General features: G+C 49.1%; 15 protein-coding genes and 2 riboswitches. Of the genes, 8 read left to right on the forward strand and 7 right to left on the reverse strand.

Annotated elements, in window-relative coordinates:
* The 3 genes from Undi14_RS15020 to Undi14_RS15030 all read left to right on the forward strand — a co-directional run.
* The coding region (locus Undi14_RS15020) for a biopolymer transporter ExbD (RefSeq protein WP_200178121.1) at nucleotides 1-175 on the forward strand (175 nt) is incomplete at its 5' end.
* 15 nt (nucleotides 176-190) lie between these two features.
* On the forward strand, nucleotides 191-622 hold the full coding sequence (locus Undi14_RS15025) for a biopolymer transporter ExbD (RefSeq protein ID WP_186898662.1): 432 nt from the start codon (nucleotides 191-193) through the stop codon (nucleotides 620-622).
* A gap of 166 nt (nucleotides 623-788) precedes the next feature.
* Nucleotides 789-2,036, forward strand: a complete 1,248-nt coding sequence (locus Undi14_RS15030) for a hypothetical protein (RefSeq protein WP_200181274.1) — start codon at nucleotides 789-791, stop codon at nucleotides 2,034-2,036.
* Between the two features lie 94 nt (nucleotides 2,037-2,130).
* On the opposite strand, the gene Undi14_RS15035 is transcribed toward Undi14_RS15030, so the two are convergent.
* A complete protein-coding gene (locus tag Undi14_RS15035; protein WP_200181276.1) occupies nucleotides 2,131-3,660 on the reverse strand; it encodes a transglycosylase SLT domain-containing protein in 1,530 nt (509 codons plus the stop codon).
* Nucleotides 3,661-3,995: 335 nt separating this feature from the next.
* Here Undi14_RS15035 and Undi14_RS15040 point away from each other — a divergent pair, with 335 nt between their 5' ends.
* Nucleotides 3,996-5,681 carry an amidohydrolase gene (locus tag Undi14_RS15040; protein ID WP_200181278.1) on the forward strand — a complete coding sequence of 562 codons (1,686 nt, stop codon included), beginning with the start codon at nucleotides 3,996-3,998 and terminating at the stop codon, nucleotides 5,679-5,681.
* Between the two features lie 95 nt (nucleotides 5,682-5,776).
* Here Undi14_RS15040 and Undi14_RS15045 read toward each other — a convergent pair whose 3' ends face one another.
* A complete protein-coding gene (locus Undi14_RS15045) occupies nucleotides 5,777-6,151 on the reverse strand; it encodes a VOC family protein (protein ID WP_200181280.1) in 375 nt (124 codons plus the stop codon).
* A gap of 87 nt (nucleotides 6,152-6,238) precedes the next feature.
* On the reverse strand, nucleotides 6,239-8,041 hold the full coding sequence (locus Undi14_RS15050) for an ABC transporter transmembrane domain-containing protein (RefSeq protein WP_200181282.1): 1,803 nt from the start codon (nucleotides 8,039-8,041) through the stop codon (nucleotides 6,239-6,241).
* A 305-nt stretch (nucleotides 8,042-8,346) separates the two neighbouring features.
* On the opposite strand from Undi14_RS15050, the gene Undi14_RS15055 reads away from it, so the two are divergent.
* The 4 genes from Undi14_RS15055 (at nucleotide 8,347) to gcvP (ending at nucleotide 14,851) form a co-directional block, all read left to right on the forward strand.
* The gene (locus Undi14_RS15055; protein WP_200181284.1) at nucleotides 8,347-9,699 is read left to right on the forward strand and encodes a DUF2799 domain-containing protein; all 1,353 of its coding nucleotides are present in this window, start codon (nucleotides 8,347-8,349) and stop codon (nucleotides 9,697-9,699) included.
* Between the two features lie 294 nt (nucleotides 9,700-9,993).
* Nucleotides 9,994-10,092: riboswitch (glycine riboswitch) on the forward strand.
* Between the two features lie 9 nt (nucleotides 10,093-10,101).
* Nucleotides 10,102-10,240: riboswitch (glycine riboswitch) on the forward strand.
* Nucleotides 10,241-10,315: 75 nt separating this feature from the next.
* On the forward strand, nucleotides 10,316-11,446 hold the full coding sequence (gene gcvT, locus Undi14_RS15060) for a glycine cleavage system aminomethyltransferase GcvT (protein WP_200181286.1): 1,131 nt from the start codon (nucleotides 10,316-10,318) through the stop codon (nucleotides 11,444-11,446).
* 59 nt (nucleotides 11,447-11,505) lie between these two features.
* The gene (gcvH, locus tag Undi14_RS15065) at nucleotides 11,506-11,883 is read left to right on the forward strand and encodes a glycine cleavage system protein GcvH (protein ID WP_200181288.1); all 378 of its coding nucleotides are present in this window, start codon (nucleotides 11,506-11,508) and stop codon (nucleotides 11,881-11,883) included.
* A gap of 88 nt (nucleotides 11,884-11,971) precedes the next feature.
* Nucleotides 11,972-14,851: an aminomethyl-transferring glycine dehydrogenase gene (gene gcvP / locus Undi14_RS15070; RefSeq protein WP_200181575.1), complete on the forward strand. Its 2,880-nt coding sequence runs from the start codon at nucleotides 11,972-11,974 to the stop codon at nucleotides 14,849-14,851.
* Nucleotides 14,852-14,982: 131 nt separating this feature from the next.
* Here the strand turns inward: gcvP and Undi14_RS15075 are convergent, their stop codons facing one another.
* The 4 genes from Undi14_RS15075 to Undi14_RS15090 are packed head-to-tail and all read right to left on the reverse strand — an operon-like array spanning nucleotide 14,983 to nucleotide 26,681.
* Nucleotides 14,983-15,579 carry a trans-aconitate 2-methyltransferase gene (locus Undi14_RS15075; protein WP_200181290.1) on the reverse strand — a complete coding sequence of 199 codons (597 nt, stop codon included), beginning with the start codon at nucleotides 15,577-15,579 and terminating at the stop codon, nucleotides 14,983-14,985.
* Nucleotides 15,580-15,621: 42 nt separating this feature from the next.
* On the reverse strand, nucleotides 15,622-19,062 hold the full coding sequence (locus Undi14_RS15080; protein ID WP_200181292.1) for a hypothetical protein: 3,441 nt from the start codon (nucleotides 19,060-19,062) through the stop codon (nucleotides 15,622-15,624).
* The gene (locus Undi14_RS15085; RefSeq protein ID WP_200181293.1) at nucleotides 19,059-20,408 is read right to left on the reverse strand and encodes an ATP-binding protein; all 1,350 of its coding nucleotides are present in this window, start codon (nucleotides 20,406-20,408) and stop codon (nucleotides 19,059-19,061) included. The genes Undi14_RS15080 and Undi14_RS15085 overlap by 4 nt, the downstream gene beginning before the upstream one ends.
* A gap of 18 nt (nucleotides 20,409-20,426) precedes the next feature.
* Nucleotides 20,427-26,681: a contractile injection system tape measure protein gene (locus Undi14_RS15090; RefSeq protein WP_255520393.1), complete on the reverse strand. Its 6,255-nt coding sequence runs from the start codon at nucleotides 26,679-26,681 to the stop codon at nucleotides 20,427-20,429.
* Nucleotides 26,682-26,683 lie beyond the last annotated feature (2 nt).

Genomic DNA, 26,683 nt, shown 5'->3' on the forward strand with positions numbered 1-26,683 from the left:
CGAAGGTTTGTTTGACAAACTCAAAGTCGAAGCCGTCAAAGTACCGCAACCGGAAGTCCATATTCGTGGCGACCAGAATGTGCGTTACGAATTCGTTGGCAAAACCATCCTGACCGCCCAGCGCGCCGGGATCACCAAGGTCGGGTTCGTGATCGAACCACCACCACGGAACTAAGGAAAAGGACCAGATATGGGAATGCAAATAGGCTCAGGCAGCTCCTCCGCCGATCCTGAAGTGATGATAGAAATGAACATGACGCCGTTAATCGACGTCATGTTGGTGCTGATCATCATGCTCATCATCACAATCCCGATTCAGAATCACTCCGTGAATCTGAACATGCCGACGAACACCCCGAGTAAGCCGACAGAACCACCGGTCGTGATCAACATCGACGTTGACTTTGACGGCACGGTATTGTGGAACGGTGTGGCCGTGGCCAGCCGTAACGAACTCGAAGCGAAGCTGGGTGAAGTGGCGGCACAGCCGAATCAACCGGAAGTGCATCTGCGTCCGAACGCGGTGGTGCCGTACAAATCGGTGGCGGCGGTAATGGCCTCGGCGCAGCGTCTTGGGGTGACCAAGATCGGTATGGTCGGCAATGAGCAGTTCTTGAAGTGATCCATATAAATCAAATTTCGGACACTTCAATGGTCAATTCTTGATGTATTATAAAAAATGGCAGGGGCATCCCTGCCTTTTTTCATATTTGCCAGAATGTGTACTTTCGGGTCACGAATATGTACCTTTCTGAGTTTATTTAATTTATTGATTGAGAGATCAACATATGAAGCAACTTCGCTTTTCTCGTATCGCTGCCGTGTTTGCAGCAATCGGCTTTGCTGCCGTACCAGAATTAACCAATATCGCAGCTAATACTGCTTATGCACAAGAAGCAATGCGTCCTGAAATTGGTCGTATTGTGCAGGCGGCAGGTGAGTTGTTTAAGGCGAAGAAGTATAAAGATGCTTTGTCTAAGATTCATGAGGCTGATAGTGTCAGCGGTAAAACTGTCAATGAAAATTTTACGATTGAGCGTATGCGCTTGTCGATTGCATCTGCTGCTGGTGATAACGACACTGTGATCCGTGCTGCCGAAACGATTATCGCAGCCGGTAAGTTGCCTTCAAAAGATCAGTTGCAGATGATACAGGTATTGGCAAATGCTTATTACAAGTCGGGCAATTACTCCAAAGCTGCTCAATGGTATAACCGCTATTATGCCGATGGTGGTACAGACCAGTCCTTGCGTCCTTACCTGATCCAGGCAATGAATCAGGGTGGTGACAGCGCTAAAGCGCTCAAGGAAGTAACCGCCGATCTGGCGGCAGATGAAAAAGCTGGACGCACACCTAGTCTGGCGAATCTGGAATTCTATGCTGACGCGGCGCGCAAACAAAAAGATATGGCTGGTTACTCCAGTGCGCTGGAAAAAATGGTGGCATATCATGGCAAAAAAGAATATTGGGTGAATTTGCTGAATAACGTTGAGCGTAAACCTGGTTATTCTGCTCGCCTGAAACTTGATTTGCTCCGTCTGAAACTGGCTCTGGGTCAGGTGACGAAAGCAAACGACTTCATGGATTTGTCTTTGATGGCAATTCAGGCTGGTTACCCTGCTGAGGCAACTAAAATTATCGAAGCAGGTTATAAGGCGGGTGCTTTAGGTGCTGGTAATGATGCTGAGCGACATAAGCGTTTGCGCGATATGGCAGCCAAGGCGCTTGATGAATCAAATAAAGGCGCAGCGGCCGCAGAAGCTGAAGCAAAACAAAGCAAAGATGGTAATGGTCTCGTTAGTCTGGGTTATGCCAGTGTCACAGCAGGTAAATTTGATCAGGGCCTGGCAATGATGGAAGAGGGCATCAAAAAAGGTTCTCTGAAAAATCCGGAAGACGCTAAATTGCATCTGGGTATTGCGCAATTCCAGGCTGGTAAAAAAGCCAATGCAATCAAAACCTGGAAAACCGTGCAAGGCAATGATGGTACTTCAGATCTGGCGCGTTACTGGACAATTTACGCGAATCAGAAATAACGCATTTTTACTTGTAAAAAAGGGTGCTGATCACGGCACCCTTTTTTTATTGACTCAGCCTTACAGGTTCATCATGCGTTAATGAAAACCGCAATTAACCATGAGGCTTCCTGCTGCTTTTTGCATTCGCGACTAATGTTTTTCCGCTTGATACCACAACCTTATTGCGATGTGCCGGCTTAGAGTGAGAGGCAACTGTAATGTGGCGGGATTTTGCGAGAACAGGGACCTGGATTTGCAAATTTTGTCCTGCGTTGACGTTATCACGCTTCAGATTATTCCAGCTCTTTAAATCGGCAACGCTGACCTTGTAGCGCTGGGCGATGCTATTCAGATTGTCTTTTTTGCCAACGCGATAATGTAATTGGCGCGTTGCGATTCCTTTTTCTATGACTAACTGAGCTTTGTCGGCAATTTCGGGCGATATATCCTGATCGGGGGCTTTTTCTGACTTTGGAACCAGAATGGTTGAGCCTGCTTTGACCAGCATGCTTGCCGGAATCATGTTCACTTCACGGATAAATTCCGGTTTGTGCCCAAGTTTATGCGCGAGTGACTCAATTTTTTCAGTTTTTGCTACTGTATAAGTGGACCAGCTTGACAGCGGGCCTTGCCACTTACTGAGGTTTTCCTTAAACAGTGCAGCATTGTCTGTCGGTAATAAAATCTTGGTGTCGCTGTTGCCGGTAATGACCGGGCGGTTGAATTGCGGGTTGAGTGCGGTGAACTCATCCATCGGCAGTTCTGCCAACTGCGCAGCGACGCGAACATCAATGTCCCGGGTTTTTTCAACGGTCACAAAGTAGGGCTGATTCTCTAACTTAGGCAGTGCAATATTAAATTGCTCAGGGTGGCCGATGATGTTTTTGACTGCTTGTAACTTCGGTAGATAATTTCTTGTTTCCGCTGGCATCAGCGCGGACATGCTGTCGAAGTCCACAGGTAAGCCCAGCGCCTGCTGTTTTTTGATCGCGCGTTGAACCGAGCCTTCACCCCAGTTATATGCGGCAAGAGCGAGTTGCCAGTCGCCGAACATCCCGTACAGACGTTCAAGATAATTCAATGCTGCGTCTGTCGAGTCGAGGACACCGCGTCTGTCATCCTTAAACATGTTTTGTTTAAGATTGAAATCTTTCCCGGTGGCAGCCATAAATTGCCACATGCCGCTGGCTTTTGCGGTTGAAATCGCCTGCGGATTAAAGGCTGACTCGATAAATGGCAGTAACGCCAGTTCAGATGGCATGCCGCGCTTTTCCAGCTCTTCAACGACATGATACAGATAGCGCGATCCGCGCTGGACCGTGCGCAAAATGTAGTCGGTTCGCGTGCTATACCAGGTCAGTTGATTATCCACTAGTTTGTTGCTCAGATCCGGTATCGCATAACCAGCGCGTATACGCTCCCACAAATCGGCTTCCTGATTTGTATAAACGAAAGGCGTGATTTCGGCCGGAGAACTAACTACAGAGGGGGAAGTGTTGCGGCTGATGCTGGCTTCTGGTGCATTACTCAGAACAGCGAGTGAAGATGAATCTGCGTGGCTGATATTAGGAAGTGCCCAGAATAGTAAGGCAGAGGCCGTAAAAGCAATCAGAGGGCGGGTTTGGTGTCGTAATCGTTTCATAGGCGGGATGATGTGCTCATCGACCATGGTCGACTTTGATAGAAGAATCGTAAGAGTGTACGCAAGGGCAGGCGGGTGCGTCAAGGGAAATGTCATTGTGCTGACATTTTAATTGGCCTCATAAAGGAGATGCGTGGAGTTGGCGTCTCAATGGCACTACGTTAGATATGACTTGGATGAAGATGCGGCTTTTGTAATTTTTTGTGACTGTTTTAGTGCTTCTTTTTTAGCTCTTTTACGATGTGCGGATAGGTAGCGCACGGATGCAGAATCCTCGATGTCTATTCCGCCATTTATCCTACAATGTCAGCCTGTAATTTTCCGACTGGCTCTTTATGATTTTAATTGAAACAGGTTTGTCTTTGATCGCCGTGACGGTTTTGATGTCGATATCAGCGTACGCCACGGCTGATACGATGATTGAAAATGCGAATGGTTACACATTAAATCGTCAGCAAAAGTTGATCCGCTTTGATGCGATTGTTTTTGATGATAGTGGAAAAATCACCGCAGTCGGACGTAGTAAAAAACTGCTCCGGCAATTTCCTCTGGCGCAGCGTATTAATCTTCACGGCAAAACCTTGTTGCCCGGACTGATTGACGCACACGGACATGTGCTGGCGTTGGGGCACCACCAGGCGCAGTTAAGTTTGCGCGAAACGCGGACGTTGGCTGAGGCGCAGGGGAGCATCAGCGATTACGCACAACGCTTTCCGTCACAGCAATGGATACTTGGCGGTGAATGGAATCAGGTTAACTGGGATTCGGGTCGCTTTCCAACCGCACACGATATTGACGCCGTTGTCAGCGACCGTCCGGTCTGGCTGAGCCGGGTGGATGGCCATGCAGCGTGGGCAAACAGTCGTGCGATGCAACTGGCCGGTATTGGCCGTGATACGCCTGATCCCGTTGGCGGCAAAATAGAGAGAGATGCGCAGGGCAATCCTACCGGTATGTTGATCGACAATGCGATGGATCTGATTCAAGCGGTCATCCCTCACGCCAGCGATGCCGGTAACCGTATGGCGTTGGATGCAGCTTTACTCACACTTGCGCAGTCCGGCCTGACCAGCGTGCATGACGCCGGTGTGTCTGCCGAAGCTGATCGTTTGTTCCGTGAATACGCTGCAAATGGCAAACTCAGTGTTCGTATTTACGGCATGATCAGTGGCACCGATGATTTTTTTGAGCGCATTTCCACAGAGGGGCCTTTACTCAGCGATGGACAGGATCGCTATGCTTTGCGTGCCGTCAAATTGTTTGCGGACGGTGCGCTCGGTAGTCGTGGTGCAGCGCTGGCGGCGCCGTATTCCGATGCGCCCGACACTTCGGGCTTATTGTTTCAAACGAAGTCGGCTATGGCTGCGATGATAAAAAAAGCGGCTGACAAAGGCTATCAGGTCAATGTGCATGCGATAGGTGACGCGGCCAATCGCCAGATACTGGATGGTTTTGCGGCTTTACCTGCAGCAGCACGAAAGTTGGCGCGGCACAGGATAGAGCATGCGCAAGTCCTTGCTGTTGAGGATATTCCTCGTTTTAAGTCGCTCAATATTATTCCCTCTATGCAGCCTGTACATGCCACCTCAGACATGACGATGGCTGAGCAAAGGGTAGGGCATGAACGCATCAAGGGGGCGTATGCATGGCGCCGCTATTTAAAGCAGGGATCGAGGATCGCCTGTGGTTCCGATTTTCCGGTTGAGTCAGCCAATCCGTTCTGGGGGATACACGCGGCAGTAACGCGCCGCAGCCGCGATGGTGAACCTTTGCATGGCTGGTATGCCGATCAGGCAATGACGCTGACCGAAGCTTTCCGCTGCTTCACGCTGGATGCCGCGTATGCTGCCCATCAGGAAAATATCATCGGCAGTCTGGAGAAGGGAAAATGGGCAGACTTTATCGTTGTTGATCGTGACATGTTCACGATCCCGGCTCAGCAGATCCATCAGATTCAGGTAGTGCAGACCTGGCTTGCGGGGAAAGTGGTTTATCAGAATGAAGCGCTTTCTCTGAAATAAGCTCTTCGTCAGATCAGTCGCTCTGTGAATCGTATGTTGAATAAGTGCGCCTGCATTCTCGCCGGGTTATGCGGCAGGAATGCAGGCGTCCTTGATCAGGCACTCATACAGAATACGTTCAGTTTATTGCCATCGAGGTCACGGAAATATCCGGCGTAAAATCCACTGTCTCCGCGCGGGCCCGCAGCGCCTTCATCTTTGGCGCCGAGTTCAATGGCTTTGTTGTACACCGCATCCACTTTTTCTTTTGAATCGACGATCAGTGCGACCATCACACCGTTGCCGACTGTTGCTGCTTGTCCGTCGTAGGGTTTGATAATACTCAGTCTGGCCTGATTCGGGCCGTTGCCCCAGGCGATGAACTCCGGTGTTTCAAACAAACGTTTGGCACCGATTACTGCCAACAAATTGTCGTAGAAATGAGCTGCGCGTTCAAAGTTGTTTGTTCCCAGTGTGACGTAGCCGATCATATGTTCTCCTTTGGTGTCATGTCAGGCGCAGTTGTGCATGTTTTTATTGCATCGTCATTGTGCCAGTAAAAATACGGAATTGTTGGCTCAGGCATGTTCTGACGCCAGATTAAATTGCAATGCAGCCAGTTTGGCATAGACACCACCTTGCGCAACCAGACTGGCATGGGTGCCGGTTTCAACGATGCGACCATGTTCCATGACGATGATTTTATCGGCCCGCTGCACCGTTGCCAGGCGGTGCGCAATAATCAGCGTGGTGCGGTCTTGCATCGCGACTTCCAGTGCACCTTGCACCAGACGTTCCGATTCGGCATCCAGCGCACTGGTGGCTTCATCCAGTAACAGTAATGGCGGATTTTTTAGTAAGGCGCGGGCGATCGCAATCCGCTGCCTTTGTCCGCCCGACAGGCGCACGCCGCGCTCGCCCAGAAATGACTGATAGCCTTCCGGCAGCTTTTCTATGAATTCATGGGCTGCCGCCATTTTTGCGGCGGCGATCACTTCGGCATCGCTGGCGTCAGCGCGGCCATAGCGAATGTTGTCCATCGCATTCGCCGAAAAGATGATGGTCTCTTGCGGCACGACGCCAATTGCATTGCGCAGTGTGTGTAAATCGAGATCGCGGATGTTCACACCATCGAGTTGAATTTCTCCGCTTTGCGGATCATAAAAGCGCAGCAGCAATTGAAATAAGGTAGTTTTCCCTGCGCCGGAAGAACCGACGACAGCGATCGTCTGTCCGGCGGGAATATCCAGCGTGACGCCTGCAATCGAAGCAGTATCCGGGCGGGATGGATAATGAAAGCGGATGTCGCGTATCGATAAACTGGCGCCGCCCGCTTGCTTCACCGTACGTTGCGGCAACTGCAGCGGACGTGCCGGATTTTGTATCGGTGACTGCACTTCCATTAATTCCAGCAGACGTTCAGTTGCGCCAGCAGCACGTTGGGCGTCGCCCATGACTTCTGATAACGCGCCCAGCGCACCGGCGACGATAGAGGCATACAGAATGAATTGCCCGAGTTCGCCGCCGCTCATCGTGCCGTCCATGACCGCACGGGCACCCAGCCATAGCACGAAGACGATGGCGCCGAACACCAGCAAAATCGCCGTCATGGTCAGTAGCGAGCGTGCGCGGATGCGGCGCATGGCAGTGCCAAACGCGTTTTCGACCGAATCTGCAAAGCGTCGTGCCTCGATGGTTTCGTGAGTAAATGCCTGTACCGTCGGCATCGCATTCAGAATTTCACCGGCAATCGCAGACGCATCAGCGATTTTGTCTTGCGAATCGCGCGACAGCTTGCGAACCCGTCGGCCAAACAAAATGATTGGCAACACCACCAGTGCCAGCATCACGATGATGATGGACGAGAGTTTGATGCTGGTGATAAATAGCATCACCAGACCGCCGATAAACAGCAGGACATTACGCAGCGCCATCGAAATGCTGGTGCCAACCACCGTCTGTATCAACGTGGTGTCGGTGGTCAGGCGCGACAACACTTCGCCGGTTTGTGTGGTTTCGAAAAACTGCGGACTCTGCGTAACCACATGCGAATACACCGCATTGCGGATATCGGCGGTGACACGTTCACCCAGCCACGACACCATGTAAAAGCGGGCGGCCGTCGCGATGCCAAGAACGCAGGCAACAGCAAACAGCGCGAGGAAAGTCAGATCCACATGCTGAATGTTGCGCTGCCCGTTGTGACCGAAGCCCAAATCGATCATCTGCCGAAAGGCTGCCGGAATCGCCAGCGTCGCACAGGCGGCGACCAGTAAAGCGATACCGGCAAGGATGAACTGGCGGCGATAGGGGAGCAGGAAAGGGAGCAAACCTTTCAGTGTGCTCAGGCTGCTGCGTTCCTTGGGGATGTCAGTGCTCATAGTGGATATCGACCGTTTGAGTGTATGTGAAATAGCGAAACAGCTACATGAAGACCTTCAGCAGGAAATCAAGCGCGTGGAATGAGGAAGCTGGTATAGAAATGTAACAGGCCGCTGCGGCCTCTGCTGGCGAATATGCTTTGAATATGTTTTGCGCTTTCGGCTGGTGAGGTACGCGTGTTTGTTTTATCTTGCTGTCAACAATGTTGCAGTGGCAGCCGTTGTAGTAATTCTTCCGGACTTCTCTCTTTTTCATCATGCGCCTTTCTGATTATGGATTACGTACATTACTGACTTGCTGCGCCATGACAGGCGTGCTGTTACTGAGCGCTTGTCAGAGCACCATCAATCGTATGAATGACTGTCGCAGCGGTGACTGGCAACTGATAGGCAACAAAGATGGTAAGGATGGTCTGAACAGAAATTTTGAAGAGCGCCGACGTTTTTGCGCCTCGGTGGATGCCGATAAAATCCGTGCTGAATCCGCCGGTTTGTATGAAACAGGCTGGGTGGCCGGTAACCAGCAATTCTGGTATCAACTCGGACGGGACGATGGTCGCAAGGCTTTTCCGGTGACACAATATCTGGTGCAAAGCACTTCTGCGCGTATCCGCGATCAGCATACGCCTTTAAATCAGCCATCTTACGAACAGGGCTGGCAGCAGGGCATCAATGACTACTGGTTTAATACCGGCATGAACGATGGTAAGGCCGGGCGCAATGCCAGCGAAGAAAAAGTGCATGCGACGAACCTAGGCAGCGCGGGTTTTCGTGCCGATGCTTATCGTCAGGGCTGGAGCGAAGGTAATTACAGCTATTGGGAAAACCTCGGATATCAGGATGCACACGTAGGTATACCTGATTCGACATTGACAAGCCATGCTGCAGCGGCGAAAAGTCGTGAGCTGCTCGTGCGTGAAGACGCGTATCACAATGGCTGGAATCGCGAGATCGTTGAATACTGGAAGCAATTGGGTTGGAATGATGCCGTCAGCGGACGCGATATTCAGCTGCGCCGCGATGATGCCCGTCGCCGTGGTTTGAAAATCATGGAAGCAGAATATCAGCAGCAGTGGCAGCGCCGGCTGATGCAATACTGGGAAGAGGCGGGAACGGCGGACGGTTACGGCCAGCCTTTCCAGCTTGAACAACGTATGAACAATGCGCGCAACGATCAGGTGTTCGTCATACCGCAGACGCGCGACATCTATACGCAAGCGTGGAACCGCCAGAATGCCGCTTACTGTACGGTCGATAATGCGTTTAACTGGGCGCGCCAGAATCAGCGCATGGCGATAGAAGTCTGCCCGGTGTCTTTGCAATTCCGTCTGCAGCAAGCGCAGATGAGCGGGCGCGATTATGAAGATATCAGTCACCGTTCGCGATCCTTGCATCGCGAGCTGGGCGAGCAACAGGACAAATACCGCGACACCGAGCAAAGGCTGAATCGTATCGAAGCAGAAATACGTCGCAATCAGGACGACAAGAATCGCCCGAATAATCAGGATAACGTGAATGCCGACCGCAGAAATGAACGTGACCGCAACGAGCTGCGCGACCAGTTACAGTCACTGCGCCGCCGTATCGACGATATGCGCAGCCGCGAATCTCGCTATGAACAGCAATTACAGCAAATAAAACGGGATCTGCGTTTTTGATCGGGCTGACACCGTGTTTTGCAACTGCCGGATTGCTACGTAATGGCTACTCAGCGCTATTTTTGCGTGAATTTTCATATACTCCCCCCATTATTTGATGTTTTTGCCCTCATGTCCTTATAAAAAAAGGGCTTCAAAATATACTGGGGGGAGTATATTTTTGCCCCAAAACGGCCTCTGCAAGCATTTCCTGCATCACCTGCCTGTAATGAGACGTTTGTCTCGTTTCGCCGAAATAATTGGCTTCCGCTGGCGGCAAACCTATCCAAGCCGATCTAAGCCTTATATAATCGTGCGACTTGATCGGGAGAGTGCCGTGACATTAATGCTATGCACAGCCGCCGAAGGGGCTACAACCCAAAAACTCTCAGGCAAAAGGACCGGTCAGCGGGGCATGCAGATGCCTCACACTCTGGAGAGCGGTAGCGGCAGATATGTTTATTTTTATAAATATTCGCCGTACTACCCACCGAAGGTGCGCACGAGACTGCAAATGATTTTGCACTCGTAATCTCTCAGGTATCAGGACAGAGGGGTATGCGATTTTTCGCATGCGGCGAGCTATGTTCGTCAGCGTGCGTTTGTTCGTCCCTTCTAATCTGGTAACGAGGCATTCATGACGCAAGCAGCGACATCACTCAAAGTAACTCCTCTCAATGCAGCCCATCGTGCGGCTGGCGCAAAAATGGTTGATTTCGGCGGCTGGGATATGCCTGTCAACTATGGTTCCCAAATCGAAGAACATCATGCGGTACGTACTGATTGCGGTATGTTCGATGTGTCACATATGTGCGTGGTCGATCTGCGTGGCGAGAATGTCCGTTCTTTCCTGCGCGGTCTGGTTGCCAATAACGTCGATAAACTGCAAGTACCTGGTAAAGCGCTGTATTCCTGCATGCTGAAACCAGAAGGCACCGTCATCGACGATCTGATCATTTACTTCTTCAGCGAAAACTGGTTCCGCCTCGTCGTCAATGCTGGCACGGCAGAAAAAGATGTGGCCTGGATGAATGCCCGCAACGCCGCGACAAACAGCGGTATCACGATCACTCAGCGTCGCGACGGCGCAAATGCGTTTGCTCTGGTCGCAGTACAAGGCCCGAACGCGCGTGCCAAAGCATGGGAAGTGCTGCCGGAAACCAAAGCTGCCAGCGCCGACATCAAACCATTCAATGCCATCATCGTTGAAGGCACTGCATACGGTGAAGTGATGGTGGCGCGCACTGGTTACACCGGCGAAGACGGTTTTGAAATTGCAGTTGCGGCAGACCGTGTGAATGATTTGTGGAATGCGCTGACTGCCGTCGGCGTCAAACCTGCCGGTCTGGGCGCGCGCGATACCTTGCGCCTGGAAGCCGGGATGAATCTCTACGGTCAGGATATGGATGAATCCATCAACCCACTCGATGCAGGTCTCGCATGGACGATAGATCTGGTCAGTGAACGTGATTTCACCGGTAAGCAAGCTTTGCTGGAACAAGGTCAAAAAGCGCAGTTCCTCGGCCTGATTCTGCGCGAAAAAGGCGGCATCCTGCGTGCACATCAACAAGTCGTGACAGCACAAGGCAACGGCGAAATTACCAGCGGTACTTTCAGCCCGACCATGCAACAAGCGATTGCGCTGGCGCGTCTGCCTATGGGTGTTGCCATCGGCGACACTGTGCACGTGGTGATCCGCGATAAACAACTCGCGGCAACGGTCGTGAAATTACCGTTTGTACGCAACGGTAAAATTCTCGCTGTCTGATTTTTAAATATTATTTTTTAGCATTTCCTTTTTGAATAATTAACACTCCGGAGTCCACCATGAATGTACCAGCAGATCTGAAATACACTTCCTCCCACGAATGGGTACGCGTTGAAGTCGATGGCACGCTGACAGTCGGCATCACCGACTTCGCACAAGATGCATTGGGCGATATCGTGTATGTTGAATTGCCAAAAGTTGGCTCAACTCTGACTGCAGGAAAAGAATGCGCCGTGGTTGAATCCGTCAAAGCTGCTGGCGACATCTATTCACCAGTCAGCGGTGAAGTGGTTGGCGTGAATGAAGCATTGGCAGATGCACCTGAATCAGTGAATACCGATGCATTCGGTGCATGGTTGTTCAAGCTGAAACCAGCGAATGCAGCAGACGTTGATGCTTTGCTGAGTGCTGACGCTTACGCTCAGAACATCGGCTGATCCTGACGCAACTATTTTTCTGACCGGCGCTGGCAACGATGTCAGCGCTGGCGGATTTCCCCAGAACACTTCCTGCCGTTCATCTACCATGACCCGTCCATCTTTGTCTCAACTGGAAGCCACTGACGCTTTCATTTCCCGCCATATTGCCCCGTCTGACGCTGAACAAGCGAAGATGCTGGCAGTGCTTGGCTATGCTGACCGCACCGCGCTGATTGATGCGATTGTGCCTGCCAACATTCGTCGTCACGATGTCTTGCCGCTGGCTGACTTCACTGAACCGAAAACGGAGCAGGCTGCGCTGGTGCAATTGAAAGCGCTTGCCGGTAAAAATAAAGTGCTCAAGTCTTTCATTGGACAAGGCTATTACAACACGCATACACCGGGCGTGATTCTGCGTAACATCTTTGAAAATCCAGCCTGGTACACCGCTTATACGCCTTATCAACCTGAAATTTCTCAGGGACGTCTGGAAGCGATGTTGAATTTCCAGACCATGATCACCGATCTGACTGGCATGGATATAGCGAATGCTTCCATGCTGGATGAGGGAACAGCGGCAGCAGAAGCGATGACGCTGATTCAACGTGTCGGCAAATCCAATTCCAATGTGTTTTATGTAGCCGCAGACGTGTTGCCGCAAACCCTGGAAATTATTCACACCCGGGCAAAGCCGCTGGGCATAGAAGTCCGTATTTGCAATGGTACAGATGCGCTGGAAAACGAGTGTTTCGGTGTTCTGCTGCAATACCCAGGCGTGAATGGCGATATCCGTGATTATCGTGAATACGCCGCCGCGATCCATGCGAAAGGCGGTATGGTGATTGCTGCCGCTGACTTGCTGGCGCTGACCTTGATCACGCCACCGGGCGAGTGGGGCGCTGATGTGGTTGTCGGTAACAGCCAACGTTTTGGTGTGCCGCTGGGTTTTGGTGGCCCACATGCAGGCTACATGTCGACACGCGATGCGTTCAAGCGCAGCATGCCGGGTCGTCTGGTTGGTGTGACCGTGGATGCGCAAGGTCAGCAAGCTTATCGTCTGGCATTGCAAACGCGCGAACAACATATCCGCCGCGAAAAAGCGACATCAAATATTTGTACAGCGCAGGTCTTGCTGGCGGTGATGGCGTCGATGTACTCCGTCTATCACGGTCCTGACGGTCTGCGCCGCATCGCCCAGCGCGTACAGCGTTTCACGGCAATTCTGGCAGCAGGCGTGCAGCAGATAGGTCTGAGTCTGGCGAACAGCACTTACTTCGATACGCTGACCATTAATGTGAGCGATGCGGGTGCGGTGCATGCAGCAGCAACGGCGGCGGGTATGAATTTGCGTCAGATCAGCAATACACAAGTCGGCGTCTCGCTCGACGAAACCGTGGTACGTGAAGACATCGTCAGTTTGCTGACGGTGCTGGCGCAGGGTAAAAATGTGCCTGACTTCGCTGCACTTGAAGCGCAGGCCAGCGATGCTGTGCCTGCATCTCTGTTACGTAGCAGCGCCTTCCTGACGCATCCTACTTTCAGCCGTTATCATGCAGAGCATGAAATGCTGCGTTATCTGCGCAGTCTGGCCGATAAAGATCTGGCGCTGGATCGCAGCATGATTCCGCTGGGCTCATGCACGATGAAGCTCAATGCGACATCCGAAATGATTCCGGTGACCTGGCCTGAGTTTTCCAATATCCATCCGTTTGCGCCGAATGATCAGACCGTTGGTTATCGCGAAATGATAGCTCAGCTCGAAGCGATGTTGTGTGCAGCAACGGGTTACGCGGCTGTTTCCTTGCAACCGAATGCCGGTTCGCAAGGTGAATACGCCGGTTTGCTGGTCATCAAAAAATACCATGAATCGCGTGGTGACCATCACCGCAATATTTGCCTGATTCCGTCGTCCGCCCATGGCACCAACCCGGCGTCAGCAGCAATGGCCGGGTTAGAAGTCGTGGTGGTGGCATGTGATGAACGCGGCAATGTGGACTTGGCAGATTTGCAGGCGAAAGCAGAAAAACACAGCACCAATCTGGCTGCCGTGATGGTGACTTATCCATCCACGCACGGGGTGTTTGAAGAAGGTATTCAGCAATTATGCGAGATCGTCCATCAACATGGCGGTCAGGTGTATGTCGATGGCGCGAACATGAATGCGCTGGTCGGCGTAGCGGCACCGGGCAAATTCGGTGGTGACGTCAGCCATCTGAATCTGCATAAAACATTCTGTATTCCGCATGGCGGCGGCGGACCTGGTGTTGGCCCTGTTGCCGTTGGTGCGCATCTGGCGCAATTCCTGCCGAATCAGACGTCGACCGGTTATGTTCGTGGCGAAGCAGGTATCTCTGCCGTCAGCGCCGCTGCGTTTGGCTCTGCATCGATTCTGCCTATCTCATGGATGTATATCGCCATGATGGGCGCCGAGGGCTTGAAGGCGGCTACGGAAACAGCAATCCTGGCAGCGAATTACATCGCTAAGCGCCTGGCACCGCATTACCCTGTGCTATATGCAGGTCATGACGGTTTGGTAGCGCATGAATGTATTCTCGATCTGCGCCCATTGACCGATGCAACAGGCATTTCGAATGAAGACGTGGCAAAACGTCTGATCGACTTTGGTTTCCATGCGCCGACCATGAGCTTCCCAGTTCCTGGTACGCTGATGATAGAACCAACAGAAAGTGAATCTCTGGCAGAACTGGATCGCTTCATCGACGCGATGATCACGATTCGTGAAGAAATTGCCAAAGTGGCCAGTGGTGAGTTTGATGCGAAAGATAATCCGCTGAAACACGCGCCGCATACCATCCAGACTTTGTTGTCTGCAGAATGGAATCATGCATATAGCCGTGAAGTCGCGGCTTATCCGGTGGCCAGCCTGCGTCATCAGAAATACTGGGCGCCGGTCGGTCGTGCTGATAACGTGTATGGTGACCGCAATCTGTTCTGCTCTTGCGTACCGCTGTCGGATTATCAGTAATCTGTATTGAGTCCGTAAGTAAAAAAAGGCTGGTGCAAACACCAGCCTTTTTTATTTGTATTCCCGAGTAGCAGAAATTTTACACAAATGATTTTCAGATAAAGTTAAAACACCTGATGTGTTGGTGTTCTCTACTTCCGCATCAGCACCGTAAAATCATCCGGTAAATAGCCGGAAATAATCTCAGTAGCCGGGTCAAGTTGACGACAGAAATTCAGGACTTCGTTCTGATCGTAAGCGCGTAAAACCTCATCGCTTTCAAACTGTGCCGCATCAAGTAAATTAAACACTACGCCCTTGTTTGCGGCTTCCCACATACGGCTGATGCTTTGCCACGGATGCAGGGCATTCTCGGAGCGATAGTTCAGACTGCCTGAGGCGATAACGATATCTACCTCGGGTAAGCCTACTGTCAGAAAGTCTGCCTGAAAAAATTGGGTATTGGCTAATTCGCCGTAACGCAACTGAGCACCCTCGATGAACTCTTTTAAAAAGTCGACACCGAGGTAAACAAAGTCTTTGTAATGCTGATCCAGAAAAGCTTTCAGATCACCAAAGCCGCAGCCTAAATCTAATACCGAACAGTGTGAAAAATCCCCCAGTTGTAGTAAGGACTGAAAGCGCCGGGTCTGGCTTTCCTGACTACGATACCCAAGCGCCTGTATGGTGCTGCCGTTTAGCCTGCTGCGGTGAAATGCCTGCACCGTTGCTTTTTCTATGAGGTGCATATTACGAAGCTCAGATGGTCAGGAAAGTAGTCTTGTTTCATTTCAGTAGCCACCTGTACTCAGTGATGATATTTCTTTTCCATTGCTGAGCCAGTGCTCGTTATTGGCCGAGCAGTAAGTGATGTTCACCTTTAACTGGTGCGCCTGTAATTTCACATCAAAGGCGGTCGCCGCTTCGGGGTCACTGATAGCCAAACCAATCACAGTCTCACCGGGCATGATTTTCTGTCCGATCAGGGGCATGCTGTTCCATTGCAGATTGTTATCGGGGCCTAACACTGCCTCCAGTGCAGTCTTGGCATCGGCAATTGCCTGCCCATCCAGCAGTATTTCGACTTTCTTGATGATGGCATAGCCAGTTCCCTGATTTCTGATAACCCAGCGGAACCCTTTATCATCGTCTTGCAGCGACCACATAATGATAGGAAATCCTAGTCCTTGGCGCTGTGGCAGGGCATTTTGCCGTAATGGCACGTCACGTTTTGAACGCAGATAAAGATAACCAAAGAAAATGCCAGAGATAATAATCAGCAAGGAAATAATGAACGGCAATTTTCCTTTCGATAAATTGACCATATAGGGATCATAGAAAAGCAGTAAAGTAAAAAGCAGGAAGATGGGAATCAGCATCAGCGCTAATACCCATAAAAAGTATTTCTTCACCAGATTCTGCACTTCACAATACTTGAAATAGAGTATGGCTAAAGTAATTGCCAGTAACACTAGCAGTGTCAGCATTAATTGTAGATAGCCGCGATAGACGCAGGTGAATTTTTCGATAACGGAAGGCTGGTTTTCTACCTGATCTTGTTCCCGGATATTTTTCAATAAACACAAAGCGATGTTTTTAGCGTTGTTGCATGACTGCGTCATATCAGTGATGGGCGTTGCCAGATTGTTGAAATCCGGCGCCCATAAACCAACCCCGCCAAAATTATCGCTTGCGTACACGATATCGTCTTCCAGTTGCTGCCAGTTATGATTGTCAAACTGCACAACCGGAATCACCCGACGCAAAAACCTCGCACGTCTTTCCCCATGTAAGCCCGCTTCATTCTCGATATCACCTTGCAGACGTTTCTTTGCATCGGAACTGGGCTCTTCTAACAAAACCAGTATGTATTCCTCGACGACAGGTTTATTACCGCCGGAACCGCTTAATTGCAGATCCGCCTTTTTCTGCAAGTTCACCAGATTGGACAAGCTTAAAGCGCTGCGTTTATTTTCCTGACTATTGGTAAAGGTGTCTTGTGATACCAGAATATTGAGCCAGACTTTATCCTGCGCTAACTCTTTACGCAGGTCAGCATAAAACTCATTGAAGAGCAGTACAGCGTCGGCATCTTGCGGATAGTTTTGAAAATATATGGTAACGCCGTCCCCACGCGTCGGTGTTTTTGCCAGACCGAAACTGGTGTACGGTCTTAATTTAGAAGCGGTATCGGTCAGTCTGGTATGCAATAACAAGGCAATATTACTCACCAGTTTTTTAAACACAGCTTGTTTGTTTGCCCTGGATTGTTTGCGCCAATCGCCATTCCAGTCATTTTTTTGTATCACCCAATCTACTTTTGAATTGTATTGACGTGCAGTATTCAAGAACTGATTTTCTTTGGCACTGCCATTTCTTATATCAAAATTGTCTGACCCAAGATGCAGTTCGCCAACGTTGTCTACCGTTAAACCATAGTAAGCAACCCGGTTCAGTACCTGGAAGTTGATGGTCTGCGGCGTTTTCTGATTGTTCCAGTATGGGTAAAAACCATAAACTGTTCCGGAAAATTCATCTAAAGCGCAACCGCAATCGCTGCCTTTTATCTGTATCGGAGAAATTTCGTCAGGGATGCGTTTTTTTGCGATGTTTTCAATCGCAACTCCCAGATAAGTCTGATAAATGCTTTGCACCAGAGTTCTGGAATTTCGCAGAGTATCGCTATCGCAGACACTGAGCTGGGCACGCAGTTTTTCCAGCTCGCTGAACGCGTTATCGATGCTGTTTCCTATCGTGTTTTTTCCATCGATCGCTTGTACTTGCAAACTGCTAAGCTCTTTTTTTAGAAGAGAAAATTCTTCATCGCTCATTCTGAGTGTGCCGACAAAGCTGTTATTGGATGGCGAATTCAGCTTGCAGGCACCGATACTCATCGCGATTTTAGAAATCGCAGCAGTCCTGAAAAGGCTTACTTCCGGATAATTGACATCTTTAATTTGTTGTAAAGCACGAACGATAACGGCGGGCAGGCCGGTATTCTGTATGTTGCCTTTCAGCTCGCTTTTAATGATATTGATCGACTGTTCCGTCAGGTGTACGTTGTCGAACACCAGCGCTGCATTGGCAATACTATTGCGTTCATCGTCAGAGAGCGGTATGACTGTTTCACCGAGTACTTTCAGAAACTTGTCGAAATCATCCTTTTCCTTGAAGTATTGTGTTCCCTGTAAACGCAATTCATCGATGACGGCGGCAGGGAACTCGCTCGTCTGTTTTAACTTCGTCAGTGCCGCTTCATTGATGAGATAGCCATCGAATACACCTGCATTTCTTTCGATTAAAGGCCAAAGTTGCCGGATGAAATAATCGCGCCCGCCCATTGCCTGAGATACGGCAACCCTGAGTGCTTCGGTTGAATTGAATTCTTTATCCTTTAATGTGCTCAGAATCTGAATTACCTGATCTTTACTGCCAAGAACTTCAAGATCTGCCTGGCTCAGGCTATAAGTAAAGTAAGCACTTTCATCGATGTTTCTGTTTTGGGCGATTCGTGGCGCCGTTTTTCTGCTACCGCGAAAGCGATTAACGAGATCTATCAGTTCGCTGTCATTTCCCTGGCGGCGGATCTGATAGTCTTTTGCTTTGATTTTCTCTGACTGAGATGAATCCCAGCTTTCAAATTCCGGGCTTACTAAAATTTGCAATTCGCTTTTGTGTTTCTCACCGAAAGCTGCGATGCGGTTAATATTGTCGGCGAAGGCATTCGCATAATCACCTTCCGTATTGACCTTGAAATTAAATCCGAATCGTTGCAGCCATGAAAGCGTGATGGGGCCGACGACGCCGTCACTTAAGGGGGCCTGTTTGAGTGCAAAGTCCCGCTTCCATTCAGCCAGATCCTGGTAGATCAAACCCAGTTGTTTTTGCATCTGAAGAACACTAGTTTTACTCATACCTTTAAAGTGTTCTTGCCGGATATGACGGTTGTAACCCGTGACGGCTACCACTTGTGTATTTGTAGCCGCTGTCGTTTTCTGTATCTCAGCAGGTTTATTGTTTTCTGCGCCTTTGCTTGAAGTTGGCGTTTCTGCTGACGCGACGGGGGCGCTGGCAGATGCGCTCTGGGCGTGACTGACACCGGCAGTCAGCAACAGCAGACTGGTGATTAGGGTGAGATTTCTCAGTATTACGCCCGGATTCATTCGTAAACGAAAAAACGCATCTGTCCGGCGATCTTCTTTTACTTGTGTAATATGGAATAGCGGTTTCACAATGTTTTCCCATCCTTCATCAATTCTCTGCTGATACCCGCCAGCAGGTCGTCTTGTATGATTACATCCCGATGATTTCTGACTGCCCGGATCGCAGCATAACGAGCCACATTCAGTAGTGCGCCACCGGCAAGTTCATAGCGCTCCGCAATCTCTCCGAAATTCACATCTGGTGCCAGCTTTCCTGTGGTTCCGAAAAGACCTTGCCAGAGCCGCTCCCGCTGTTTTGCATCCGGCATGGCGAAATAGACTTCACTCTGAAAACGACGCGAGAATGCGGCGTCAATGTTGGCTTTCAGATTGGTTGCGAGGATGATGACCCCGGGGAAATCTTCGACCCGTTGCAGCAGATAAGAGATTTCCTGATTCGCATGCCGGTCATTCGAATTACTCGTCTGTGTGCGCTTTCCAAAAAGAGAGTCAGCTTCGTCGAAAAACAATATCCAGCGTTTGTTCTGTGCCTGATCAAAAACGCTGGCCAGATTTTTTTCAGTTTCACCGATGTACTTTGATACCAGCATCGACAAGTCAATGCGGTAAACATCGGCATTCACGGCTTTGCCGATCAAGCTCGCAGTGAGTGTTTTACCGGTTCCGGGCGGGCCGTAAAATAATGTGCGATAACCGGGTTTCAGAGATTTTTCTAATCCCCATGTCTGTAGAATCTGGGTTGGTTGTTGCAGCCAGGTGACGATGTTTTCCACTTCTTCCATGACGTCGGCATTTAAGACCAGATCAGACCAGGTCAGTTGCGATTGCATCAGCTTGGCTGGAAAGCTGGCGCTGAAATCAGGTTTGTGAATTTCTCCATCTGCCAGACGTTGCAGGTATTCGTTGCTGAGCGACAGGGCAGAGTTAAAGAAGGGTTCGCCACTGTCTTTCTGTTCCAGTTTGAGTATTCCATGCTTGTGAAAAAAATGCTCATCTCTGAACAGGCGGGCAACGGCAAAACGTTTTGCAAGGTCAGTTCCTGCCAGAATAAACGAAGCAGTTTCGCAGGTAGGTAAAAAGCCAATGTGACTCTTTCCATGCCAGCCGCCAATTTCGCTATAAGGGCGTCCCAATACGGCATTCTGCATAGAAAAAATATCGAGCACCTGTGGTCGTAAATGAGGAATGAATGCGAGCATCAGTACGATACGCTCATAAAAACTCATGTTGTGTTCACGTACCAGACTCGCGTAGGGGCTGGGAGACTGCGAGATATCTGGTGCAGGACAGCTTGCTTCCAGATCGATCTTTTTTTCGCTCTGCTGGAAATACGCATTCATGCGGGTCTCACAGACACGGCTGAACCAGGCAATTTCTTGTTCCAGACAATCGGCAATAGTATTTGTCATCATCATAAGAGCCATGATCAGTGATTAACGCCAGGTAACGTGCAAGGGTTCGGGCATCCACGGGAACTTAATGGTGGAGAAGCTCCAGGGAAGACGATCTAACAGCATGTCGAACGTTGCTGATGGAATATGTAATTGCCAGCTTTCTTCTTGCTTGAATAAATGTCCTTCTCTTTGCAGAAACGTTTCACGCAGGCCCTGGATCGACGTTTTTCCGATCGCGCTCCAGTGTGTAATTACGCCCACCAGCATTTGCTGGATTACTTCCTTTTCATGCTCCGTCATCTGTATTCCTGCAACGATGGGGACGCCTCCATGTACGCCGCATAATAGTTTGTTCAAGGTCAATTGATATTCTGGTGTTTGTTCTTCGCCTGTGACGACGTACTGTAAAAGATGTATTGCTCGTTGCGCGGCAGCGTCGTCGATAAAGGCCGCATTTTTTGTAAGTTCTAAAATACCGAACAGGCGTTGAATGTATGGCGCGACGATAACCAAGCCAGCATTCAAGACATATGAATCTCTATTGAACATAGCCTGTTCCGCCGGAATCTGTGCCGATGTTTCGGTGCTTTGAGGGTGTGTTTGCACTACTTTTTCAATTTCAGTATGTTCGCGATATTCCTTGAGTAACTGCAGGCAGATATCAATGTCTGGCAACGGATATACACTGCACAGCTCGCGTAGGAAGCGAGTGACAAATTCCTGCATTGTCAACGGACGTGACTTGGCAAACTGAGCTCGATAAATTGCTAACCACGTCTGCTTTAAAAAAATGGTTTGAGTTAGCTTCAGGTTGATTCCCAGCGCATTTTCTATCTGTGTTACTAACTCAGGTAATCGCATATCCAGTTCCGGCATAAGACAATGACATAGTCTTTGCAGGGTTGCGCAGGACGCTGCTTCAACCAGCCTGGCGACAGCGACTTCCGAATGCAAGGCGAGCGATATTTCTTCACGGGTGGAAGAGGGCATCTCAAAGATTTTATCTAAGATAAAGTTCAGAAATTGTTCATCACGCATCGATAGAGGCGCATGCTTTTGCAGCAGCAATACACATTGTGAAATCCAGTTTTCCAGTGTTGCTTGTTTCGCCTGCGTACCATTCGCGGTCTTACTTACATTGCCATCAGACGATAGCAAAGATGGCTTCGTCAATTTCAACGCAGCCATTACCATCGCCTGGTAGATATAGTCAGGGTTTCCTGCTGTCTGAACAGATGCCGTATGCTGGGTATTGATCAGGGAGCCTGGAGCGTTGTCTGTGACATGAGCCCTGGCAGTATCGGTTTTTCTGCTGGTTTCTTCATGCAATACATTGGCTGGCGCAAGCTGAACAGTATTCCTTTCCAGATGTCGGGCAAGGCTTTTCCAGAATTCTCTGGTGACTGTCGGATCGCTTTGCTTTAAACGGCGACGTAACTGTTGTTGCCACTCTTGCTTGTGCCAGTCTGTCTCAGGAAATAGGACCTGAAGGGCAGTAAACCAATGCGGTGTCTGTCCGTGTTGGCTCGCCGCTTTCCAGTAAATGGCGATTTCTTGCGTAAGGGGATGAGACAACGGCTTTTCCGTCAGTGCCGTCAGAATTGTGGCGGCGACAGCAGAGACATCTTCTGAATCTGTCTTTTGCTCGAGAAGAGCATTAAACATGGATGCCAGGCTCTTCTGTTGGCACGTCATTAATGACATGTCGTTTCGTAACGCTGGTCGATAAATTTCCCATTGATGCCATAATTCTTCGAGAAGATGGGCTGCCGTCTCAGACAGCGCAGCGATCAAGTCCTTCAGTATCGCCGGATCGTGATCTGTGATCAGTTTGCTGCGCAGATCGATACGACGTAAATAACGCCACTGCGCTTGCGCTAACAGATCACCATGATATTGAATCAGTTCAGGCCAGATATGACTCAGCTTGTTTAACTGACTATGCAACAAAGCATGGGCAAGCTGCCCGGTCAGTGTCGTTTGCGTGCTCATAGGCAGAGGCGACTGATGGCTCGCTGTGACGTTATCAGGGGTATTGTCCCGCGTTGACGAGAACTCATCAGACGTGATTCTGTTCCAGGGGACCTGATGAATGAGCTCGACACATTGCTGATAGGCGATCTCATCTGCCGAATTATTCCGGCCACGCTTGTTTATGAGTGACCAGAATTGTTTATCCAGATGGAAGCTGGCATCGGCAATTTCCTGAAACGTTTTTACGATAGATGCTGGCGCCGTGTTGTTGATTGCTTGCAGTAAGTTCGTAAAAATTTCTGTGGATGTATTTGAAAAGTTAATTTCGAGTTGCAATTCATCTGGCGGGTTTTCGTCAAGAAATGAGGATGCGGTTAAGTTCAGCCATTGATAAACCCACTGACGAAACACCAGTTTATTCAGAGTTGGTAAAAGCTCTGTTGAGTAATTCGTCGTATCAGATACCTGCTTTGCGTGCCAATTTTCTCCGGTGATACCGATGCTATTGATAACAGATGGTTGGGGGCTATTTATCGACGAGGTAGCTGATAATAACTGCAGCAATTGTGAGTTGAATGACGTTTTATCCTTCGTTGCGGCATCTGGTTTAGTCATGGGGATATACTCTGCTCCAGTAAGACCGCTCAACGGTAACTGACGCCGATCATCAATGGCGTATGTGCTTGTTTCCGTTAGTTTTCCACGCAGTGTTTCCAGGTTCGGCAGATTGCCATTTTTTTCATTCAGGAGTTGCCGGATGATGTTGATATAAAAAAGACGAATGGATTTTGTTGTCAACGCCAGATTTTCCATTTCATCTAAAAATACAGATGAAATGCCTTTACTCGCAGCCTGATTCACCCATGTTGAAATGAACCGATGTAATTGGGCGCTGCGTAATATTGTCAATACTTCCGGCTGCCGTTTCAGCAGTGCAACGACGTCACTCCAGCCTGTCTCTGACAATAAAGCCTGATCAACTTGATTAAGTAACTCAATATTTTCCATGAGTGTGGGTTGGGTTGCACTTGTCTCGTGGTTAGCAGAGGCGAAGTATGCTTCGTCTAGATTTTTCGGACGGTTTTCAGCAGGATCGTCAGTCGTTGATTCGAAAGCTTGAGCTTGCTGGCGCGAGGTGGTTGGCTGATTTTCTGCTTTTTTTCGTAACGACTCTATGTCAACGTTTTCGCCATTTCTGATCGCTTCAAGTACGTATTGCAGGAAAAGCTCTGGTGCGCTGGAATGTTTTTCCGCTTCTTTGATACTGGCTAACATCAGACTGAAATCTTTTCCTTCGTTAGCGTTTTGATGCCACATCAGCCAATGTAAATAGCGAAGTAATTCATTTCTGTTGAGACCTAAATTCTGCAGTTGTATCCTGTCTTGGTGCCACGCCCTGAAACTATCTGCCAAGGGCGTGCTCTCGTTTTTCAAAGATACGTTTTCAGAAGGAAAAATATGACGCAGATACTTTGTATCAGCTAAGCGGGCGTCGTTACAGACGCGCCGCAAGCTATTTTCGTCAATGTTCGATTTGTCTGCGAAAGCCACCATAAAAATATTTTTAATCGTCATTTTTTCCGACGATGACTCTGCCTGCAAACAAAATGTGCATACCTTGTCCAATATGACGTTGGCGGAAATTTTTTCTGCTGCCAACGAAATTGTTGCTCTGTTATCCGAGATAATGTTTGCCAGCGCAGTGGCGTAAACACTCATTTCTTTTACATAGTGCGCAAAGTTCGGATGCAAAATCTGTATCAAGACAAGCTGTTTTTCTATCGGCAACTGGACAATTAATGTATTTCTCTGATCATTGGTGAGTGAGAACCACGTAGTTTGTAATTGTCTGGTGTGACTCGCAATCAGTGCAGGCCAGATTGCGTTTATCCGATGCATGTCTGCGCGCTGAAAAGCAATAGTTAGCTCATTCAGCTCATCAGGAACAGCGTTAGTGTTTCCGTTATTTCTGATGGGAGTGTTGGTCACCAGCCTGGCGTTGTCAGCGTCGCTGCTCTCAAGTGGTTTTTCATCCAACGCAATAATCGCGTTGAGTTGTTCTCTGCTGAAAGAATTTTCTGGGCTGGCTAACAGCAAGGGAAGAAGTCTCTCTACGGTAGAGAAAGAAATGCCTTTTTTTGCCTGCAATATTGCCTGAAGTTCAGGGCGTATCGATGCATGCAATTGAAGAATGAGCAGGTGAAGCAGATGTTTCGGCAGGTTTTTCCACCACCTGCGCCAATGCTGATGTCGGATGCGAATCAGCAGAGGCATATCGTTTGCCAACGCGTATTCAATTGCATTGGAAAGCGTGCTTACATCGTTGCTGCAAAGTGCTGATTGCAACGTAGATATTGTTGTGTAGTTATCCGTCTCGTTATCAACAACTGTAGTAGCAAGCTTAGTAGCTGTAGTGATAGGCGCATGATGCGTCAAGGGGGATGGTGCAGTCGCATTTTCGACGATCGACTGCAAGATGACAGCCAACGACGGTTGCTCCTGAACCAGTGATTTTATTTTAGCGATAAAAATTTGTACTGATAAAGTCTGAGTCTTTGCAGTAAATAAAATGTCAAAGCCGGCGCGGGTCGCTGCATCAATCTGGCCGTGATAACCCAACTGGATTTTGGGTTGCCATACGCGACTGGCTTCTGTTTGTACAATTCTGCCGATGTCGCTCAGGAAGTGCAGCGGAAAATGGTTCAGCCATTGTATTTTGTAATCCGGTAATAACTTGATAATCAGTGCTGGATGCTTGTTGATCAACAGATTCCATAGGCCTGATAAACGCGGGATGTCAGCATTTTTTAATGCACTTAATATCTGGCTTTGGGGATTTTTTTTTGTAACTTCAGGTGTAGCTTCATTTTTTTCTATGCCAACACTTTTTCGTGGCTCTGACCCGTGTACTTGTTTGGGAAATGGCGTAGCCAATATCCTGTTCCCTGCCAACATACGCTCCAGGTCTGCGACTTCAAGGCTATTGACCCGCGCAGATAGCGCATACGTAACAAGCTGATCCAGACACTCTTTACTGAGAGTGTGCAGATTATTCTTTAATTGTCCGCGGATGTACTCACTACAATGCTCTTGCAGGACAGCGATCAGCTCAAGGCAACTTATTACTGGAAATTCACTTAACCACTGCTGCCAGCAATCACTGTGTTGTGCCCTTATGGACTCGACGTTGCTATTGAATAGTTGATTCAACGAAGCGGCTGGGGTTGGATTTTCTCTGTCGGAATAGGATAGTGCGCTCGTCGATTGCCGGCTTATATTCCTGTCGTCGGCATCTTCCGTAATGCTTGTATTTGATGTTGACGGGGACGAGATTTTTCTCGTCCTGGATTTTTCTTCTGAGGATAAATATTCTGCATTGGCAGGCAGCCTTCTCGACGCCATTATTTTGAAGCGATATGAACGTACAAGCTCGTCCGATATGCTGTTTATCGGTAATTTTTCTGATGACACAGAAGTAGCCGTTGCTGCGCGAAGTTTTTGTATCGCCTCATTCATCGCGACACGTGACTGCCGTGATAAATATGAATTTTTTTCAAGAAAATTTTGGTAAATGTGGATTACCTGGTTTTTATTTTTTTGCTGGGCAGACAACCACGCTTGTATCACTGAGTCGAAATTCTTGTCAGCAGAATCAAGAAGCGGTAGTACTGACAACCAGAATTGTTCAATTAACGGACGCTTACCATGAAGGGTGATGAGTTCCAGACTCAGCCAGTCAAACAATAAATCCTGATTATCTTCCGGCCACTCTCGTAACTCCTGACGCAATATGGCGAACAATGTGCCGGTATCAAATTGACGGATTAGGCGCAGTAAGCGGCGCTGATTCGACACTACACTACGCAATAAGTCATCGGGCGTTTCTTCGTCAAGTACGGCTTGCAAAAGTTTTTTATGTGCGTTTGTCCGGTCACTTAAATACTTCCAACTGATTTGTCCTGTTTGCAGAAAGTCCAGCAGATGCTGATGGGCTTCGCTGGTGGCTTCCGGTGGGGCAATATCATGAGAAGAATCGCTTATTTGGAAATATAAGGCGTTACGCAATTGAGCGTGCAGGCGGCGTGCTAATTCGGATTCTGATTCGGCCTGCAGAATACATCCCAAGTCGATTTCCAGTTTTTCTATTCGTTTAACTTCCTTTTTTCCTATTCCCAATTCGATACATATGTCATCCAATACCTGATCTATGACAGGCAGCAGAGACGATTTAATCCAATCAGCTGAGGTAGCGCCATCCGTTTGCATGTCAGCAAACGACAGATCAAACACTAAATGATGGATGAGATTGGACGTTCGCATTT

Source organism: Undibacterium sp. 14-3-2 (assembly GCF_016595265.1).
GTDB lineage: Bacteria > Pseudomonadota > Gammaproteobacteria > Burkholderiales > Burkholderiaceae_D > Undibacterium > Undibacterium aquatile.

Excerpts from the sequence above, each read along its gene's own strand:
- Undi14_RS15025 (WP_186898662.1), top strand. The coding sequence starts at position 191 with ATGGGAATGCAAATAGGCTCAGGCAGCTCCTCCGCCGATCCTGAAGTG.
- Undi14_RS15030 (WP_200181274.1), top strand. The coding sequence starts at position 789 with ATGAAGCAACTTCGCTTTTCTCGTATCGCTGCCGTGTTTGCAGCAATC.
- Undi14_RS15035 (WP_200181276.1), bottom strand. The coding sequence starts at position 3,660 with ATGAAACGATTACGACACCAAACCCGCCCTCTGATTGCTTTTACGGCC.
- Undi14_RS15040 (WP_200181278.1), top strand. The coding sequence starts at position 3,996 with ATGATTTTAATTGAAACAGGTTTGTCTTTGATCGCCGTGACGGTTTTG.
- Undi14_RS15045 (WP_200181280.1), bottom strand. The coding sequence starts at position 6,151 with ATGATCGGCTACGTCACACTGGGAACAAACAACTTTGAACGCGCAGCT.
- Undi14_RS15050 (WP_200181282.1), bottom strand. The coding sequence starts at position 8,041 with ATGAGCACTGACATCCCCAAGGAACGCAGCAGCCTGAGCACACTGAAA.
- Undi14_RS15055 (WP_200181284.1), top strand. The coding sequence starts at position 8,347 with ATGACAGGCGTGCTGTTACTGAGCGCTTGTCAGAGCACCATCAATCGT.
- gcvT (WP_200181286.1), top strand. The coding sequence starts at position 10,316 with ATGACGCAAGCAGCGACATCACTCAAAGTAACTCCTCTCAATGCAGCC.
- gcvH (WP_200181288.1), top strand. The coding sequence starts at position 11,506 with ATGAATGTACCAGCAGATCTGAAATACACTTCCTCCCACGAATGGGTA.
- gcvP (WP_200181575.1), top strand. The coding sequence starts at position 11,972 with ATGACCCGTCCATCTTTGTCTCAACTGGAAGCCACTGACGCTTTCATT.
- Undi14_RS15075 (WP_200181290.1), bottom strand. The coding sequence starts at position 15,579 with ATGCACCTCATAGAAAAAGCAACGGTGCAGGCATTTCACCGCAGCAGG.
- Undi14_RS15085 (WP_200181293.1), bottom strand. The coding sequence starts at position 20,408 with ATGATGATGACAAATACTATTGCCGATTGTCTGGAACAAGAAATTGCC.
- Undi14_RS15090 (WP_255520393.1), bottom strand. The coding sequence starts at position 26,681 with ATGCGAACGTCCAATCTCATCCATCATTTAGTGTTTGATCTGTCGTTT.